22 protein-coding genes are annotated in these 16,380 nt (G+C 28.3%); 7 read left to right on the top strand and 15 right to left on the bottom strand.

Annotated features, from left to right (window positions below; genetic code table 11):
* Positions 1-4: 4 nt before the first annotated feature.
* The 12 genes from L8W56_RS05985 to L8W56_RS05930 all read right to left on the bottom strand — a co-directional run bounded on the left by L8W56_RS05985 (position 5) and on the right by L8W56_RS05930 (position 8,060).
* On the bottom strand, positions 5-526 hold the full coding sequence (locus L8W56_RS05985; protein ID WP_133319669.1) for a F0F1 ATP synthase subunit delta: 522 nt from the start codon (positions 524-526) through the stop codon (positions 5-7).
* Positions 526-1,038 carry a F0F1 ATP synthase subunit B gene (locus tag L8W56_RS05980; protein WP_263659715.1) on the bottom strand — a complete coding sequence of 171 codons (513 nt, stop codon included), beginning with the start codon at positions 1,036-1,038 and terminating at the stop codon, positions 526-528. The genes L8W56_RS05985 and L8W56_RS05980 overlap by 1 nt, the downstream gene beginning before the upstream one ends.
* A 9-nt stretch (positions 1,039-1,047) precedes the next feature.
* Complete coding sequence (locus L8W56_RS05975) at positions 1,048-1,473, bottom strand: FoF1 ATP synthase subunit B' (RefSeq protein ID WP_133319671.1); 426 nt, start codon at positions 1,471-1,473, stop codon at positions 1,048-1,050.
* A 63-nt stretch (positions 1,474-1,536) separates the two neighbouring features.
* Complete coding sequence (locus tag L8W56_RS05970) at positions 1,537-2,388, bottom strand: ParB/RepB/Spo0J family partition protein (protein ID WP_263659714.1); 852 nt, start codon at positions 2,386-2,388, stop codon at positions 1,537-1,539.
* Positions 2,389-2,391: 3 nt separating this feature from the next.
* Positions 2,392-3,174, bottom strand: coding sequence for a ParA family protein (locus L8W56_RS05965; RefSeq protein ID WP_012660935.1), 783 nt, complete (start codon positions 3,172-3,174; stop codon positions 2,392-2,394).
* Complete coding sequence (locus L8W56_RS05960; RefSeq protein ID WP_263659713.1) at positions 3,171-3,806, bottom strand: biotin--[acetyl-CoA-carboxylase] ligase; 636 nt, start codon at positions 3,804-3,806, stop codon at positions 3,171-3,173. The genes L8W56_RS05965 and L8W56_RS05960 overlap by 4 nt, the downstream gene beginning before the upstream one ends.
* Complete coding sequence (gene fmt / locus L8W56_RS05955) at positions 3,787-4,698, bottom strand: methionyl-tRNA formyltransferase (RefSeq protein WP_263659712.1); 912 nt, start codon at positions 4,696-4,698, stop codon at positions 3,787-3,789. The genes L8W56_RS05960 and fmt overlap by 20 nt, the downstream gene beginning before the upstream one ends.
* Complete coding sequence (locus L8W56_RS05950) at positions 4,695-5,162, bottom strand: DUF6194 family protein (protein ID WP_133319675.1); 468 nt, start codon at positions 5,160-5,162, stop codon at positions 4,695-4,697. Before L8W56_RS05950 ends, fmt begins: the two co-directional genes overlap by 4 nt.
* Positions 5,162-6,205 carry a GTPase ObgE gene (gene obgE, locus L8W56_RS05945; RefSeq protein ID WP_133319676.1) on the bottom strand — a complete coding sequence of 348 codons (1,044 nt, stop codon included), beginning with the start codon at positions 6,203-6,205 and terminating at the stop codon, positions 5,162-5,164. Before obgE ends, L8W56_RS05950 begins: the two co-directional genes overlap by 1 nt.
* A 95-nt stretch (positions 6,206-6,300) precedes the next feature.
* A complete protein-coding gene (gene rpmA / locus L8W56_RS05940; protein WP_039649045.1) occupies positions 6,301-6,555 on the bottom strand; it encodes a 50S ribosomal protein L27 in 255 nt (84 codons plus the stop codon).
* A gap of 10 nt (positions 6,556-6,565) precedes the next feature.
* Positions 6,566-6,874 (bottom strand): 50S ribosomal protein L21, encoded by a 309-nt coding sequence (gene rplU / locus L8W56_RS05935; protein ID WP_263659711.1) that lies wholly within the window; start codon positions 6,872-6,874, stop codon positions 6,566-6,568.
* A gap of 151 nt (positions 6,875-7,025) precedes the next feature.
* Positions 7,026-8,060 carry a cytochrome-c peroxidase gene (locus L8W56_RS05930; protein ID WP_263659710.1) on the bottom strand — a complete coding sequence of 345 codons (1,035 nt, stop codon included), beginning with the start codon at positions 8,058-8,060 and terminating at the stop codon, positions 7,026-7,028.
* A gap of 198 nt (positions 8,061-8,258) precedes the next feature.
* Here L8W56_RS05930 and plsY point away from each other — a divergent pair, with 198 nt between their 5' ends.
* From plsY to L8W56_RS05905, 5 genes are all read left to right on the top strand, one after another.
* Positions 8,259-8,870 (top strand): glycerol-3-phosphate 1-O-acyltransferase PlsY, encoded by a 612-nt coding sequence (gene plsY / locus L8W56_RS05925; RefSeq protein ID WP_263659709.1) that lies wholly within the window; start codon positions 8,259-8,261, stop codon positions 8,868-8,870.
* Complete coding sequence (locus tag L8W56_RS05920; RefSeq protein WP_133319680.1) at positions 8,855-9,172, top strand: dihydroneopterin aldolase; 318 nt, start codon at positions 8,855-8,857, stop codon at positions 9,170-9,172. The genes plsY and L8W56_RS05920 overlap by 16 nt, the downstream gene beginning before the upstream one ends.
* A gap of 77 nt (positions 9,173-9,249) precedes the next feature.
* Positions 9,250-9,924 carry a homeostatic response regulator transcription factor HsrA gene (hsrA, locus tag L8W56_RS05915; protein ID WP_263659708.1) on the top strand — a complete coding sequence of 225 codons (675 nt, stop codon included), beginning with the start codon at positions 9,250-9,252 and terminating at the stop codon, positions 9,922-9,924.
* A 119-nt stretch (positions 9,925-10,043) separates the two neighbouring features.
* Entirely contained in the window at positions 10,044-10,289 is a 246-nt protein-coding gene (locus tag L8W56_RS05910) for a YfhL family 4Fe-4S dicluster ferredoxin (RefSeq protein WP_012660922.1), read from the top strand.
* Positions 10,289-11,785, top strand: coding sequence for a Ppx/GppA phosphatase family protein (locus L8W56_RS05905; protein WP_263659707.1), 1,497 nt, complete (start codon positions 10,289-10,291; stop codon positions 11,783-11,785). Before L8W56_RS05910 ends, L8W56_RS05905 begins: the two co-directional genes overlap by 1 nt.
* Here L8W56_RS05905 and L8W56_RS05900 read toward each other — a convergent pair.
* The 3 genes from L8W56_RS05900 to L8W56_RS05890 are packed head-to-tail and all read right to left on the bottom strand — an operon-like array spanning position 11,782 to position 13,252.
* Entirely contained in the window at positions 11,782-12,540 is a 759-nt protein-coding gene (locus L8W56_RS05900; protein ID WP_263659706.1) for a hypothetical protein, read from the bottom strand. The two genes, L8W56_RS05905 and L8W56_RS05900, sit on opposite strands and share 4 nt — an antisense overlap.
* Positions 12,537-12,833: a flagellar motor switch protein FliN gene (gene fliN / locus L8W56_RS05895; protein WP_133319684.1), complete on the bottom strand. Its 297-nt coding sequence runs from the start codon at positions 12,831-12,833 to the stop codon at positions 12,537-12,539. Before fliN ends, L8W56_RS05900 begins: the two co-directional genes overlap by 4 nt.
* Entirely contained in the window at positions 12,830-13,252 is a 423-nt protein-coding gene (locus L8W56_RS05890) for a chemotaxis protein CheX (protein ID WP_133319685.1), read from the bottom strand. Before L8W56_RS05890 ends, fliN begins: the two co-directional genes overlap by 4 nt.
* A gap of 119 nt (positions 13,253-13,371) precedes the next feature.
* Between L8W56_RS05890 and pseI the strand changes: the two genes are divergently transcribed.
* A complete protein-coding gene (gene pseI / locus L8W56_RS05885) occupies positions 13,372-14,406 on the top strand; it encodes a pseudaminic acid synthase (protein WP_263659705.1) in 1,035 nt (344 codons plus the stop codon).
* A gap of 2 nt (positions 14,407-14,408) precedes the next feature.
* Entirely contained in the window at positions 14,409-16,319 is a 1,911-nt protein-coding gene (locus tag L8W56_RS05880) for a motility associated factor glycosyltransferase family protein (protein WP_263659704.1), read from the top strand.
* The last annotated feature ends 61 nt before the right edge of the window (positions 16,320-16,380 follow it).

Genomic DNA, 16,380 nt, shown 5'->3' with positions numbered 1-16,380 from the left:
CTCCTTAAATTGCTTTTAATATATATTCATTCATTTTAGCTTTTAAGCTTTGCATTGAAAATGAAATTTCATAACCAAGTCCATCTAAGCTAATTTTTACACTGTCATTATCACTTATTTTACTATCTAATCTAATCTTTGCGTTGAATTTAAGACTAAGTTTTTCTTCTAAATTTTTAATTTCTTCTTCACTTAATTTTTCTTTTGAATAAACTTGCCCTAAAAATTCATTTTCTTTTAATGCTTTTTGTTCACTCAATTCTTTAGTAATGCTTGGAATTAACATCTCTCTATTGTTGCCAACAACTAAGCTCATAAAATTTTTAAAAGCATCACTTGGATTATCTAATAAAGAAAGTATAAAATCTAATTTTTTTTCTTGTTTAAGCTCATAAGCATTTAAAATACTTACAAATTTATCAGAAGCAAAAGCTGAACTAAGTTGTAATAAATTTGAATAAAAATTTTCAAAATCTTTTCTTTCTAATATAGCTTTTGCATAGGTTTTTGCAATTACACTTTCCATCAAGACACCTTTTTCATCATGATATTTAAAATTTCTTTTTGCTGAAGCTGTAAACTTTGATCTTCAAAAATTTCTTCTAAAACCGCTTGCACAACTTCTTTTTCCATTCTTCTTATTTCATATTCTTTATGTTCTTCATAAGTTTTTTCTAAAGCCTTAATCTCCATTTTTGTTTCAGCTTCTATTTTATCTGTAATGATTTCTGCTTCTTTTTTTGCAAGAGCAACTGCATTAATTGCTTCTTGTTTAGCTAAATCTAGTTTTTTCATCATTTCTAATTTATGATTTTTGCTTGCAATAAGTTTTTCTTGTATTTCATTCATCCTAGAGGCAATTTTTGCAATTCTTCCGTGGTAAAAATTTTTTAAAGGTGTTGCTATAAAATAATATAAAATAGCAGCAAACAAAACAAAATTAACTGCTCTTGGGATAATATCATACTCGCCACTTCCATTACCTGCTGCAAAAGCATAAAAAGGAAGCACCAATAATAATGTAATTTTTTTCAACATTTATCTTCCTTAAATTTTACTCAAGCTATCTTTAAAGCTTTGCTTAAATTCTGGCATTTTTAACCGCATCTCTTCTTTTAATTCTTTTTCTTTTTCTCTTAGACTTTTTAGAAAAACATGCATTTGTTCTTCTAATTCTTTTTTCTTTATTGATAATTCTTTTTCTTGTTTTATTTTAGCTTCTTCTACTGCTTTTGCTTTGATTTGATTAATCTCATCTCTTGTTTGTATATGAATTTTTTCCAACTCATTTTCTACATTTGAAACATCATCAGAATTTTTTTTCATTTTTTCTTCGTCATTTTTAATGGTCAAATCTCTAGAATCCATAAATTTAATCAAAGGTTTATAGAGTATAGAATTTAAAATTGCTATCATGAGCAAAAAAATGACACCAGTAGCTATCATGATGGAAAAATGTACATCATTAAACATTAATACTCCTAAATAAATCTAAATAAAACGCGCAATTATACCAAAATATACCTAAAAGCATATTTAATCTAGTATTTTTAAAAATTTTAAAATCTCATTTTCGTCAGAAAAATTAACAATAATTTTTAAATCTTTCACCACTGTCTTAAATCCAAAAGATTCTATTTTTTCTTTTAAATTTAATATAGATTGATTTTGCTTATTTAAATTTGTATTTTTTTCTAAATTATTTGAATTTTTAAAATTTTTAATCAGTTTTTCTGTATCTCTTACATTAAGTTTTTGACCTATTATAGTATCAACTATCATTTTTTCTTCTTCTTTTTCAAGTCCTACTAAAACTTTTGCATGACCTTGTGAAATTTTACCTTCTATAATGAAATTTTGTGTTTGCTCATTTAAATTTAAAAGTCTTAAGGTATTAGCAATTTGTGGTCTTGACTTGTGAATAAGATCTGCTAATTTTTCTTGAGTTATGTCATGAATTTCCAATAATTCTTTATAAGAATGTGCCAATTCTATAGGATTTAAATTTTCCCTTTGGATATTTTCAATCAAAGCAAGCTCGCGTAATTTTATATCATCCACATTTAAAACTACGGCTTTAATCTGTTCTTTTTCTAAAAGCTTACATGCTCTAAATCTTCTCTCGCCAGCTATTATAATATAATCAAATTCATCTTTTTTAAAAACTACAATAGGCTGAATTAAACCATATTCTTTAATAGACCCCGCAAGCTCTTCTAAAGCTTGTGTATCAAAATTTTTCCTTGGCTGATAAGGATTTGGACTAATTAAATCTATATCAATTTCTTCTATTTTGCCTTCTTTTGATCCCAATTCTTTTTCATAAACCTCATCAATATCAGCCAAAATACTACTTAAACCTCTTCCTAATGCACTTTTTTTTGCCATTTTTTATCCTAATATAGAATGTGCTAAATTTTGATATGCTACTGAACCTGGGGATTTTATATCATAAAGTATAATAGGTTTTCCATAACTTGGACTTTCAGCAAGTTTTACATTTCTTGGTATGATAATAAAATCATCTTCATTATCACCTGTTCTAAATAGCTTTTGCTTGAAATTTTGCTTTAAATCCTCCACAGTATCTTTTGAAAGATTATTTTGTGAGCTATACATAGTTGGTAAAAAACCTTTTATTTTTAACTTTGGATTGATAGTTTTTTTCACAAATTTTATGGTGTTTAAAACCATCGCAACACCCTCAAGCGCATAAAATTCACATTGTATAGGGATAATAACACTATCACTTGCTGCAAAAGCATTTACCGTAATACTTCCAAGTGCAGGAGGTGAGTCTATGATAATAAAATCATAATCTTTAGCAATTTCTTTAATTTTTTCTCTTAAAATCGTTCTATATTCTCCGCTTTCTTTTACTACTTCTTGTTCAATTCCAACCAAAGAAATATTTGATGGAGCTAAGTATAATTGTGGAAGTTCAGTTTTTAAAATGATTTCAGAAAGTTTTTTCCTGCCTATAAAAACATGGTAAATATTATACTCATAATTACTTCTATTAAAACCAAGTCCTGTTGTAGCATTAGCTTGTGGATCAATATCTATCAAAAGAACCTTTTTTTCAGCTACTGCTAAAGAAGCCGCTAGATTAATAGCGGTAGTAGTTTTACCTACCCCACCTTTTTGATTTGCAATAGTTATTATCTCACTCATCTTAAACTATATATCCTTTTATTATCTAACAATATAGAACCATCTTTATACAATAAAGCATCTTTTAAAGATAAAATCTTACCTTCATTATGTATAAAAAAATTTCTTGATTTTTCAAATTCTAGCATATACTTGCTAAAAATATTCTTCCATAAAATTTTCTCATCTACATAAGAAAAATACTCATTTAAAAGTTTTGCTATATCTACTTCTATATCTAAAATTTCAGCATTAAATGGGGCATATTTAAGATTAATCCCTATTCCTACAACCAAAAAATCATTGATTTTAGAACTCATCAGACCGCCTATTTTTTTATCTTCTATATAAAAATCATTGGGCCATTTAATCCATACTTTCGAATTTTTTCTTTGCAATACTTCTTTCATTAAAAATGCAAAATATATACTAGCAGAAGCCAAAGGAAGATCTTGTGCTAATTCTTGAGTTTTTATGCAAAAAGATACATGTAAATTTCCTTGCTTACTTTGCCAAGCATTGTCCCTACTACCTATACCAGCACTTTGGATAAAAGCACAAATGGCTGTATTGTTAGTAATTTCTCCACTACGAATTTTATCACTTAAATAAATTTGAGTTGATTCAAGCTCATCAAAATAAACTATCTCCAAGTTTTAACCTTTTTCCATTTAAATAAGTCTTAGCATCTAAAGCCTTTTTTCCACTTTCTTGTAAATTTTTAATCCTTAAAACACCTTTTGTACATGAAAGCAAAAAGCCTTCCTTCTCTATTTGTAAAATCACACCTGATTTTTGAGTTTTTTCACTATCGACTAATTCTATATCTAAAAATTTCACACCATTTTCTAAAAAAATTCCAGGCCAAGGTGTAAAAGCTAGAAATTTTTGATAAATTTCACTTGCATTATCCAAATTAATCAACCCATCTTCTTTTTTGATTTTTTTACAATGTGTAACTAAATTTTCATCTTGCTTTTTTGGGATAATTTTTTCAAAATTCAAAAGTGTAGAAACAGTAAGCTTAGCTGCTAAATTTGAAAGCATAATAAACACTTCAGCTGAATTTTTACCTTCTATATCACATTCTATACTTTCTAAAATTGCACCACTATCAAGCCCTTCTTCCATAAGCATAGTGCAAACCCCGCTTATTTTATCCCCATTTAAAATAGCGCTTTGTATAGGTGAAGCACCACGATATTTAGGAAGTAAGGAAGCATGTAAATTGATACAAGGGGCAATATCTAAAATTTCTTTTGGTAAAATTTTCCCATAAGCAGCAACAACTATGAAATCAGGTTTTAAACTTTTTATTCCATTGATTATATTTTCATCTTTTAAGTCTTTTGGAGTGAAAATTTCTATATTTAAATTATTTTCTAAAACAAATTTTTTAGTATCACTTGGAGTTAGAATTTGCTTTCTACCCACAGGTTTGTCAGGTTGAGTAAATAAAGCTTGGATATTAAACCCTTTATCAACAAGCTCTTTTAAAATACAAGTTGCATAAGATGGAGTTCCCATAAAAATGATATTTTTCATAATACCACTATCCTTTTTTTATAAGTTTTTATAGCTTTTTGATATGAAAGCTCAAGATAATCTTTAAAAATTTCAAAATTTTTTCTAGAAGGGTTGTTGATGCAAATATATCCCATATAAGCATAAATTGGATGAGGCATGATAAAATCAAGCATAGAAAAATCATAATTTAAACTAACAACCTCACCCTTTAAAGCTTTTTTAGGTTTTTTACCAAAAAGATTTTGGTAATCTTGATCACAAAGAGAGCAACTTAGACGAAATACACCTTCTCTATTTAAATTCGAAGCTTTATCATTTATGCCATCATTTTCTTTAATAGTGCAAAAATAAACTCCGTTTTTTAAAACCTTATCGGGATTATAAAAAAAGCTATGTTCTTTATAAGTAAATTTATATACCAAGCCTTTAAAATTAGACTTGATATATTCTTGAATAAAATCTATAGTTAAATTTTCACTCATCAAAGATTATTTTGACTTCTAATTTTTTTAACTTCTTCTAAAAGCATAAATTTAAGCTCTTTAAGTCCAGTTTTTTCAAGGCTTGAAACCTTGATGAAAAAACTTTGCGGATTATTTTGACTTTGCAAATAAGCTTTTAGCTCATTATAATCATCTTCTATTTTTTGTGCAAATTCTTCGCCTAAATTTACGCTATCACTTTTTGAAAGCATTAAGCCAAAATTTCTTGCATAAAGCTTGCTTGAAAATTTTTCCAATTCTTTTCTTAAAATACAAAATTGCTCTTTTAAGCTCATATCTCTTAATGGATCAAGCACAAAAAGCAAAAAAGAAGTTCTTTCTATGTGTCTTAAAAACTCAAGTCCCAAACCCCTACCATCGCTTGCACCTTCTATAATACCTGGGATATCTGCCATCACAAAAGAATTATAATCATCTACTTCAACCATGCCAAGTTTTGGAGTTAAAGTAGTAAATTCATAATTAGCTATTTCAGGTCTTGCATTAGATACTACGCTTATAAGAGTGGATTTTCCTACATTTGGAAAGCCCACAAGTCCAACATCTGCTATGAGTTTTAATTCTAAGCGCACACTTAAGGTTTTTCCTGCCACACCCGGTTGGGCATAATCTGGGCGTTGATTAGTAGAGTTTTTAAAATGAGTATTACCAAGACCACCTTTACCGCCTTTTAAAAATAATTCTTTTTGGCCCTCTACTAACATATCAAGCAAAACTTCCCCACTTTGTGCGTCAATTACTTGAGTGCCTTGAGGAACGATTAATTCTAAACTCTCCCCTCTTTTGCCGTTTTTATTACGACCTAAGCCTGGCTGGCCATTTTGTGCTTTAAGTTCTTTTTTACCTTTAAAGTGCGCTAGCGTATGGGTATTATTATCACATATAAAATATACATCGCCGCCATTTCCACCATCGCCACCATCAGGCCCACCGAGTGGAACATGTTTTTCACGGCGAAAACTCACAGCACCTTTGCCACCATTACCTGAACTTAAAACTAATTTCACATTATCTATAAACATACAATCACCAAAGTATAAATTTTTAAAATGATATTATATTTTTTTTAATATATTAAGATTAAAAAGAAGAAAAAGGCTACAAAGTAGCCTTAAAATTATGCAGGATAAACAGAAACTTTTTTTCTATTTTTATCTTTTCTTTCGAATTTTACGAAACCATCAATTAAAGCAAAAATTGTATGATCTTTTCCTATGCCTACATTATTACCCGCATGAGTTGCTGTTCCTCTTTGGCGGATGATGATGTTGCCAGCGCGAACAAATTCTCCACCAAATTTTTTAACACCTAGACGACGACCTATAGAATCACGATTATTCTGAGTTGAACCTTGACCTTTCTTGTGTGCCATTCTTTACTCCTTAAGCTTTAATATCTACTACTCTAACGCGAGTAAATTGTCTTCTAAAACCGCGTTTTAATTTTGAGTCTTTTCTGCGTCTTTTTTTATAAATCACAACTTTTTTGTCTTTTCCATGAGCAATCACTTCTAAAACAACTTTTGCACCCGCAACAAACGGCGCACCTACCTTTAATTCTTTATCGCATATAGCAAGAACTTCACTTACTTCTATGCTTGATTTTGCTTCAGCTTCAAAACGATCTAGTTTAAGCTCATCACCTTGGCTTACTCTGTATTGTTTTCCACTGTGTTTTATAATAGCATACATACAGCTATCCTTTCTTAAAATATTTTGGTAGCACCATAAAGCATTATGCATAAACATAAATTTAGAAAGCTTTAATGGCTAAAAGCAGTAATTATATCTTGATTTTATATAAAGTAAGCTTAAGACGCAAAAAAGCGTCTTAAGATTTAAATTAAAGCTCTGGTTTTGGAGTTTTTTCAGTTGCTTTTGGAAGTTGAGGGTAAGTAATGCTTGGTTTTTTACCTGTTAGGGCATGTAAGAAAGTTTCTATAGAAGCTGCTTCTTTATCAGAAATTTCTATGCCAAGTTGCACACTGCCCATTTCTTTGATTGCTTCTTGTAAAGACCAAATAGCACCATTGTGAAAATACGGAGCAGTTTCAGCAATATTTCTTAAGGTTGGAGTTTTAACTAAGCCATTTGCATCACCTTTAAAATCTCCTACATTTGCAAATTTATATTTAGCTGCTACTTGGAAAGCCTGCATACTACCACCTAAATTTACCCCTGTATGACAAGCTGTACAGCCTTTATCGATGAAAGTTTTCAAACCTTCTTTTTCTTTTTTATTTAATGCTTTTGTATCACCTTCTAAGAATTTATCAATTTTAGATGGAGTTAAAAGTGTTCTTTCAAATGTAGCAATAGCATCTGCAATATTATCAAAAGTTACTCCACTGCTACCATAAACTTTTTTAAATTCTTTTACATATTCTGGCATAGAAGCTATTTTTTCTACTGCTAATTTAGCAGGAGTTGCCATTTCAGGTTCTGCTTCGATTGGCCCTTTTGCTTGGTCTGCTAAAGTTCCTGCTCTACCATCCCAAAATTGAGTTGAATTTAAAACTGAGTTATAAACTGTTGGCGAATTTAAATGATGAGGATTAGCTGTCCATTTATGTCCTACAGCAGCCGCTATACCATCAGTACCACCCATACCTAAATTATGACAGGTATTACAAGAAATCAAACCACTTTTAGAAAGTCTTGGCTCAAAATACAGCTTTTTACCAAGGTTAGCTTTCTCTTTAGAGAATTTACTAGCTTTAATACCCATTTCTTTTAATAGTTTTTCAACACCTGTCTGATCTTTTGGTAAAGGCGCCAAACCTGCAGCTTTTGCTTCATCAAGCAAAGCTTTATCGTTAGCAAAAGCAGTTGATGCAACTAATAATGATGATGCAACTAATAATGAAATTTTTTTCATTATCTACTCCTAAATAAGATAAAATAAAGCCTATTTAAAATAAACTTATTGAAAATATATCTATAATTTTCTTTAAATAATATAAAAAATTTATATTTAACAATAAAAATTATTATAGGAGAAAATATCTCTTAAATATTTATTTCAGGGTTTTTTGCTATTATTACAGAGTTTTACAAAAATCTTAGGGAAAAGTAAATGGAAAATTTAATAATCTATCTTTTAGCTTATCTCATAGGCGCTATACCATTTGGGCTTTTACTAGCTCAAATCTTTGCTAAAACAAACATTAAAAATATGGGTAGCAAAAGTATAGGCGCTACAAATGTTTTAAGGGTAGTAAAAGAAAGCGATCCTAAACTAGCTAAAATACTTGCTATTGCAACCGCTATTTTAGACGCATTAAAAGGAATCATACCTATATTAGTGGCAAAATTTATGGGCTATGATGAAAATATCTTATGGACTATGGCTGTTTTAGCAGTATTTGGGCACTGCTTTTCTCCTTATTTAAAATTTGAAGGTGGCAAAGGAGTGGCTACAGGGGCTGGGGTTTTAGCAGTATTTTTACCTTTTGAAATAATATCTGCGGTTTTAGCTTGGTTTATCATAGGAAAGGTATTTAAAATTTCAAGCTTAGCTTCATTAGGAGCTTTAATTGTTTTAATAGCTACTTCATTTATTTTTCATTATGACATGCCTGTGATCAACACCCATGCACCAATTTTTGTTATTGCATTTATAGTAATTTATAAACATATACCAAATATTTTAAGACTTATTGGAAAACAAGAATGCAAAGTCATATAAAAGTCAGTTTAGAATTTAAATGTATTATAGGGCTTTTGGATTTTGAAAGAATTCAAGAACAAAAAGTTATTATAGAACTAGAAGCTAAAAGTAAAAAATTTTTAGATTATGCAAAACTTTGTATTAGAATAGAAAAAATTTATAAAAAGAAAAAATTTAAAACTATAGAAAAATCTTTAAAATACATATGCAAGGATATTAAAAAACATAATAAAAAGCTTAAATTTATAAATATCACTTGTTACAAACCTGATATTATCAAAAATGCATGCGTTGGAGCTAGTCTGAGTAAAAAATATTAAAATTTTTTTAAAGAATTTTGAACATTTGCTTAATTTGTGTTATACTTTTGCACTAAAACTATCTTCAAAGGAATAAAATGCGTATTTTAGTTGTAGAAGATGAAGCATCACTTAATAAAACTCTATCAAATACCTTAAATGAGTTTGGCTACCAAAGTGATACTTCAGAAAATTTTAAAGACGCTGAGTATTTTATAGGTATTAGACACTATGATTTAGTATTATCAAATTGGACTATTGGCAATAATGACGCAAGTGATTTAATTAATGCCATTAAGCAAAAATCTCCAAGAACCACTATAGTTACAATATGCGCAAAAGCAGATAAAGAAAATGAAATCAAAGCTTTGAAAGCTGGAGCAGATGATTATATAAAAAAACCTTTAGATTTTGAAATTTTAATGGCGAGAATTGAAGCTAGACTTAGATTTGGCGGAACAAATGTGATCAAAATCGATGATTTAGTGATTGATCCTGATGAAGAAAAAATCACTTATCAAGGAAAAGATATAGAATTAAAAGGAAAACCTTTTGAAGTTTTAACTCATTTAGCTAGACATTCAGATCAGATTGTGTCAAAAGAACAACTTTTAGATGCTATTTGGGAAGAACCTGAACTTGTAACTCCAAATGTTATAGAGGTTGCAATCAATCAAATAAGACAAAAAATGGATAAACCGCTTAATATCTCTACCATAGAAACCGTGCGTCGTAGAGGGTATCGTTTTTGTTTTCCTAAAAAAACTAACTAAAATTTTAGAATGATTTAATCATTCTAAAAAGTAGATTTTGTTTTTTCTTTCATTTTAAATTACCTATAAGTTTTTATATAGTATAAGTTTGCTTTATTACTTATAAAAAGGAAAAAAATATGTCACTTTTAATCACTAGAGAATGCATATCCTGTGATGCATGTAGGGAAGAATGTCCCGATGAAGCAATCTATGATAATGATCCAATTTATGTCATAGATCCTGATCTTTGTACTGAATGTGTGAATGAATTTTCAGAACCAGCTTGTATAGTAGCTTGTCCAGTAGATTGTATCATACCTGATCCTGATAATGTAGAAAGCATTGATGAGCTTCGCTTAAAACATAAAAATAAAGATATTTAATGGCTAAAAAAACAGCAGTAATTGACCTTGGCTCTAATTCCGTTCGTATGGTAGTTTTTGAAAAAACCTCAAGATATGGTTTTTTCATTTGTAGTGAGCACAAAAAGAAAGTAAGACTTGGAGAAAATGCTTACAATAATAATAAAATTCTTCAAGAAGAAGCCATGCTTAAAGCCGAAAAAGCTTTAACTTATTTTAAGGAAAAAGCTTTAAAAGAAAAATGTAGAAAAATTATTGCTGTTGGAACTTCTGCATTAAGAGATGCGCCCAATGCTAAAGATTTCATAGCTAGAATAGCAAAAAATGTAGGTTTAAATATAAAATGTATTAATGGAAAAACAGAGTCATTTTTAGGTGGGCTTGCTGCGCTAAATTTACTATCAGATATTCAAAATGCCACCACTATAGATATAGGTGGAGGATCGACTGAGCTTTGTTTAATCAAAGAAGGTAAGATTGTAGATTGTATTTCACTTGATCTTGGCACAGTAAGATTAAAAGAAATTTTTTACGATACAAAAAAATTTAATGCACTAGACCAATTTATACAAGAAGCACTAAAACAAGTTCCAAAGCATTTTCAAAATGAAAATATCATTGCCATAGGTGGAAGTTTAAGGGCATTGTCAAATTCTATAATGAAAAAAAACTCTTACCCGTTAAAAATGATTCATAATTTTAGTTATAGTTTTGAAAAAGAAAAAAATCACATAGAAAAAATTCAAAATGCTAAAAATTTAAATGATTTTAACATAAAAAAAGATCGTTTTGATACTATAAAAGAAGGATGTGTGATATTTTTAGCACTAGCAAAAAATTTAAAAGCTAAAAATATCATCACCTCTGCAGTGGGTGTTAGAGAAGGTGTATTTTTATCTAATCTTTTTCAAAAATATACTAAAATAAAAAACGAAACAACGGATTTTTCAAAATTTAATGCCAAATTTCCTCCGAATTTCAATCCAAGCTTAAAATCTATACAAGATCGTTTTAGTATAGATTATAATGATAAAAGTGCTTATTTTGCAAATAAACTATTTGATACTCTTTTGCCTATCCATAAAATTAATCTTGCTTTTAAAAAAGATCTTATAAATGCTGCAAAATTATCGCATATAGGCGAGAGAATTAATTTCTATTTTGCCAATGAACATAGTGCTTATATAGCTCTAAATAGCCTGCATTTTGGTTTTTCACATAAAGAAATTTTATTAATTTCTACTATTTTAAAAGCCAATGGAAAAAAAATCAATCCATTTGCGATAGAAAATATAAAAGATTTACTACCAAATAATCACATATTAGCTTGGCTTAATTTTATTTTAGCTTTATCAAAAAAACTTGCAAAAGACACTGATGAGAATCTTGATTTCACGCTAAAAAATCATACTTTGTATATATACTCGACTAAAAAACAAATTTATTTTTCAAAAGAAGAAATCAAAAAAATTTCGAAGCCAAAACTTATCATTTTAGCTTTTAATCAGCAAAATTAATTATTTTGTTTTAAAAGTAAATTTTGCAATCTTTGTTTATTTTCTTCAAAATAAGAGTCAAAATCTTTTTCTTTTGGCTTTTGAGGTGCTTTGTTTTGTTCTTCATTTTTTATCAAAGCTTCATTTGTTTCTAATACCACATTAGAGTTTCCTATAATCATAGTATAACGCTTCAAACCATACTCAAAAACTACAAGTTGATTGTGTCTATCAAGTGGTCTTTGAAAGATTAAATTAAAATTCCTATCTAAAGGGTGTTTTTGTCTTAGATATATTTTTAAAAACCAAAGTCCAACAAGCAAAAGTATCAAAACGCTTACAACTAAAATATAATTTGTAAAATCATATTCTTGCATTTTTATTTCCTCGTTTTTTTCCTCTAAGCTTTTTTTAGTACTTAAATTTACACCTTCTTTTTGAGCACGCAACCTTAAACCATATTCGCCAATCGCATCAGCGGTAATTTGTATTTTATCACCTACACTTAAAGCTATAAAAGTTTTTTTATCTTCTGAAAAAATTTTAATTTTTTTTATAATATCAGAATTTAACGCTCTATCTTCCTCTTTTGCACTTTTAGCATTTAAAGTAAAAATAATAATACCATCTTTTTTCTTTTGACTAATACCTTCTTTATAAGGAACATCAAATGAAAAAGTAATATCCACCCTATCTTCTCTTGGATAAATATTGTAATCAAGAATTTTTGCCCCAAAAAGAGGTAAAGCAAGTAGTAAAATCCAAATAAATTTCATTGCAATTCTTTTTTGAAATACTGCAATACTGATTTAGAATCTAAAATTTCATTAATCCTTATAGCAAGGTTTTTCTCATACACCATTACCTCACCTTTTCCAAAAATTCTTCTATTTAAATAAAGTTCCACGCTTTCACCCGCTGGCTTTTCAAGGTCTATCACAGAACCAACTTCTAGCTTTAAAAGTTCTCTTACACTCATATTAGTAGTACCAAGCTCACTAACAAAATCAACGCTAATATCTAAAATATCTTCATAAGATTGCAACAATCCTAAATGATCTTCTATCATAATTTTTTATAACCTATTCTAAAACGAGCATTTTTCATTTCATAAGTAAATTTTTCTTTGAGTTTGATTTTTGAAAATCCATCAATACGTCCTAAATATTCAGGAACACCCAAGCGATATTCATCTTTGCCATTAGTGTCATTAAGTAATTTTTTGGCATAACCTATAATTTGATTAGCTACTTCTTTTACTAAATCTGCTAGATCATCTTCTTTTAACTCTTCATGCAATAAAAATTGCGCAATCTCATTAAGAGCCTTTTTTTGAAAAAACAGATAAAAACTATATTCTTCATCTTTAAAATACAAAGGTATAGAAGCCCCATAAAGCTCGCCTCTAATCACGCTTGTTGGTGTAATTTTAAGTTTTAAAATGTGTTCACAAAAGTGATAAATCGAATATTCTAGTGTTTTAGTCATAGTTTTTTCCTTAGATAACTTTATAATAAATTTATTTTACTAAATAAACCTTTAATCATAATTAATAATTAAAATATAAAATATAGTAAATTTTTATTTAAATTAAAAAAGGTTTTTTAATGTTTATAGAAAATTTTAACACAAATGAAAAAGTTTTCATCATCGCTGAACTTTCAGCCAATCATGCAAATAATCTTGAAATAGCTTTGAAAACTATACAAGCAGCCAAACAAGCAGGAGCTGATGCTATAAAAATTCAAACCTATACCCCAGATAGCTTAACACTAAATTCTGACAAAAAAGATTTTATTATTGAAGGTGGTTTATGGCATGGACGCAAATTATATGAGCTCTACGAAGAAGCTAAAACTCCTTATGAGTGGCATGAAAAACTTTTTGAATGTGCTAAAAATGAAGGTTTAATTTGCTTTTCTAGTCCTTTTTCTAAGGAAGATGTAAATTTTTTAAGGCAATTTAATCCCCCAGCTTATAAAATCGCTTCCTTTGAAGCAAATGATTATGATTTTGTGCGTTATGTAGCAAAAGAAAACAAACCTACTTTAGTTTCTACAGGCATAGCCTATGAAGAAGAACTTGAAATGATTGTTAAAATTTTTAAAGAAGAAAACAATCCGAATTTGATTTTGCTTAAATGCACCTCGGCTTATCCTTCACAAATTTGTGATTTAAATTTAAATGTCATAAAAACTTTACAAGAAAAATTTAACACTATTATTGGTTTAAGTGATCATAGCGAGGGATTTTTAGCACCAACTTTAGCCGTAGCTCTTGGCGCAAGAGTCATAGAAAAACATTTTATATTAGACAAAACTTTAAATAGTGCTGATGCTAAATTTAGTCTTGATTTTGAGGAGTTTAAGCAAATGTGTTCTATGGTGCGTTTAAGCGAGCAAGCTTTAGGAAACAAAGAATTTAGCATGGATGAAAAAACTTTAAAAAACCGCCATTTTGCAAGAAGTTTATACGCAAGCAAAGACATCAAAAAAGGTGATATTTTCACACAAGAAAATATAAAAAGCGTAAGACCAAGCCTAGGTTTGCATCCTAAATTTTTACCTATCATGCTTGGTAAAAAAGCAAGTTGTGATATAGAATTTGCTAAAGCTTTAGAAGAAAAACATTTCAAGGAATAATCATGGAAAAACATATTTTTAATAAAAATTTAGAAGCTTTAAAAAATAAAAAATTAAAAGAAAAATTAGAAAATTTTAAACCCCAAAATTTCCAAATTCTACAAGGAAAAGACTCCCTAGATATTAATTTTATACATCATGGGGGGGGGTATACACTATATAGCAATACTCTTAATGAGTTAAATGAAAAACTAAACTTATATAATGATAAATATCTTTTATATCCTGTGCTTTATTTTTATGGTTTTGGTAATGGAATTTTATATAAAGCCCTTTTACAAAACAAAAATAGACAAAAAATAGTTATTTTTGAAAAAGAAATAGAATTTATTTATCTAAGTTTTCAATGTATAGATTTTAGTGAGGAATTAGAAAATAATTCTTTGATTATTTTAGATACCAGCGCGATCGATGTTAATATTTTTGAAGAAATTTGTTCAAATAGTCCTTTTTTTAATTTTTTAAGAACATATTTTTTAGATTTGCACTGCGATTATTATGAAAAATATCAAGAAGATATTATACAAACCAATAAAAACATGCAAATATACATAAAAAAATCTATTTTCAGATATGGAAACGATTCCATTGATGCCTTACAAGGTATAGAAAATTTTGTTTACAATCTTCCTGATATTATCTCAAATTATTCTTTCAAAGAATTACTTTTAAAAAGAAAAAAACAAGCAAAAAACGCAATCATAGTTTCTACAGGACCATCACTAATAAAACAACTTCCTTTATTAAAGCAATATGCTAATTATGCTAGTATATTTTGTGCTGATAGTGCTTATCCTATACTAGCAAAACACAATATAAAACCTGATTATGTATTATCTTTAGAAAGAATAATAGAAACTTCAGAATTTTTTAATAATGATTTTGGTGATTTTGATAAGAATATAGTGTTTGTTTTAAAATCTTTAATCCATCCTATTACATTTAAACATCTTAAAAGCAAATATAGAAAAACAACTTTAATTAATTATTATACTTTTTTTACACACTTTATAGGGCTGCATAATTTTGGCTATATGGATATGGGGCACAGTGTAGCGACTATGGCATATTTTTTAGCCCTAAATTTAGATTTTGAAAACATTATATTTATAGGCCAAGACTTAGCTTATGCTGATGATGGAGCTTCACATCCTGAAGAATATTACTATGGAAAATATGATACTTATGATCCTCAAGAAATTGATTATAGCTTAACAACATTAGCTTACAATGGGAATCATTATGTAAAAACAAATGAAATTTGGATACTTTTTAAAACCCAAATAGAAGAAGCTGTTTTTAATGCAAAGAAATTTCTTAATATCACAACCTATAATTGCACCGAAGGTGGAGCCAGAATTAATCATACCATAGAAAAACCATTTAAGCAAGTATGCAAAGAACTACTAATAAAAGAACTCAAAAAACCTTTTGCTAAACTTGAAAAATTAAATGAGAACAAGCAAAAAGAATTAATGTTAAAAGCATTTTACAAAATTCATCAAGTTTTAAAACTAAGCCACACTTTAATCAAAGAATGCATTCACTTATCAAACAAACTAAATTTTATAGGAAATGATGAAAAGAATTTTTCATTATTGATTAAAGAATTAGATTGTTTTAAAACTAAATTTGAAAAAATAAATGTTTTAAAAGAATTAGTTAATCCTTTAAACACTCAATTTGAGCTTAATCTTGCCAGAATTTATGTACTTAACCCAAAAACAAAAGAAGATGTTTTTAACAAAAATTATCTTTGGATTAAAGAACACTTAGAATGGTTAGAACTTATAATAGGTCATATAAAAAAATTACAAGAAAGTCTAGAAAAAAATATTACAAATTTAGAAAAAGAATTGATAAATAAAAATCTCCAAAAACAAATTTCAAGGATAAAAAATACCTTGTTTTAATGTTTTTATAAAATATAGTAATTTTGATATAATAAAATAAAAATTTGGACTTTAAATGAAT

It is taken from the genome of Campylobacter sp. IFREMER_LSEM_CL1085, from assembly GCF_025772235.1.
GTDB classification, from domain to species: Bacteria; Campylobacterota; Campylobacteria; order Campylobacterales; family Campylobacteraceae; genus Campylobacter_D; species Campylobacter_D lari_D.
The sequence above is the reverse complement of the archived record's forward strand: the minus strand, read 5'-3'. Positions and strand labels throughout refer to the sequence as shown.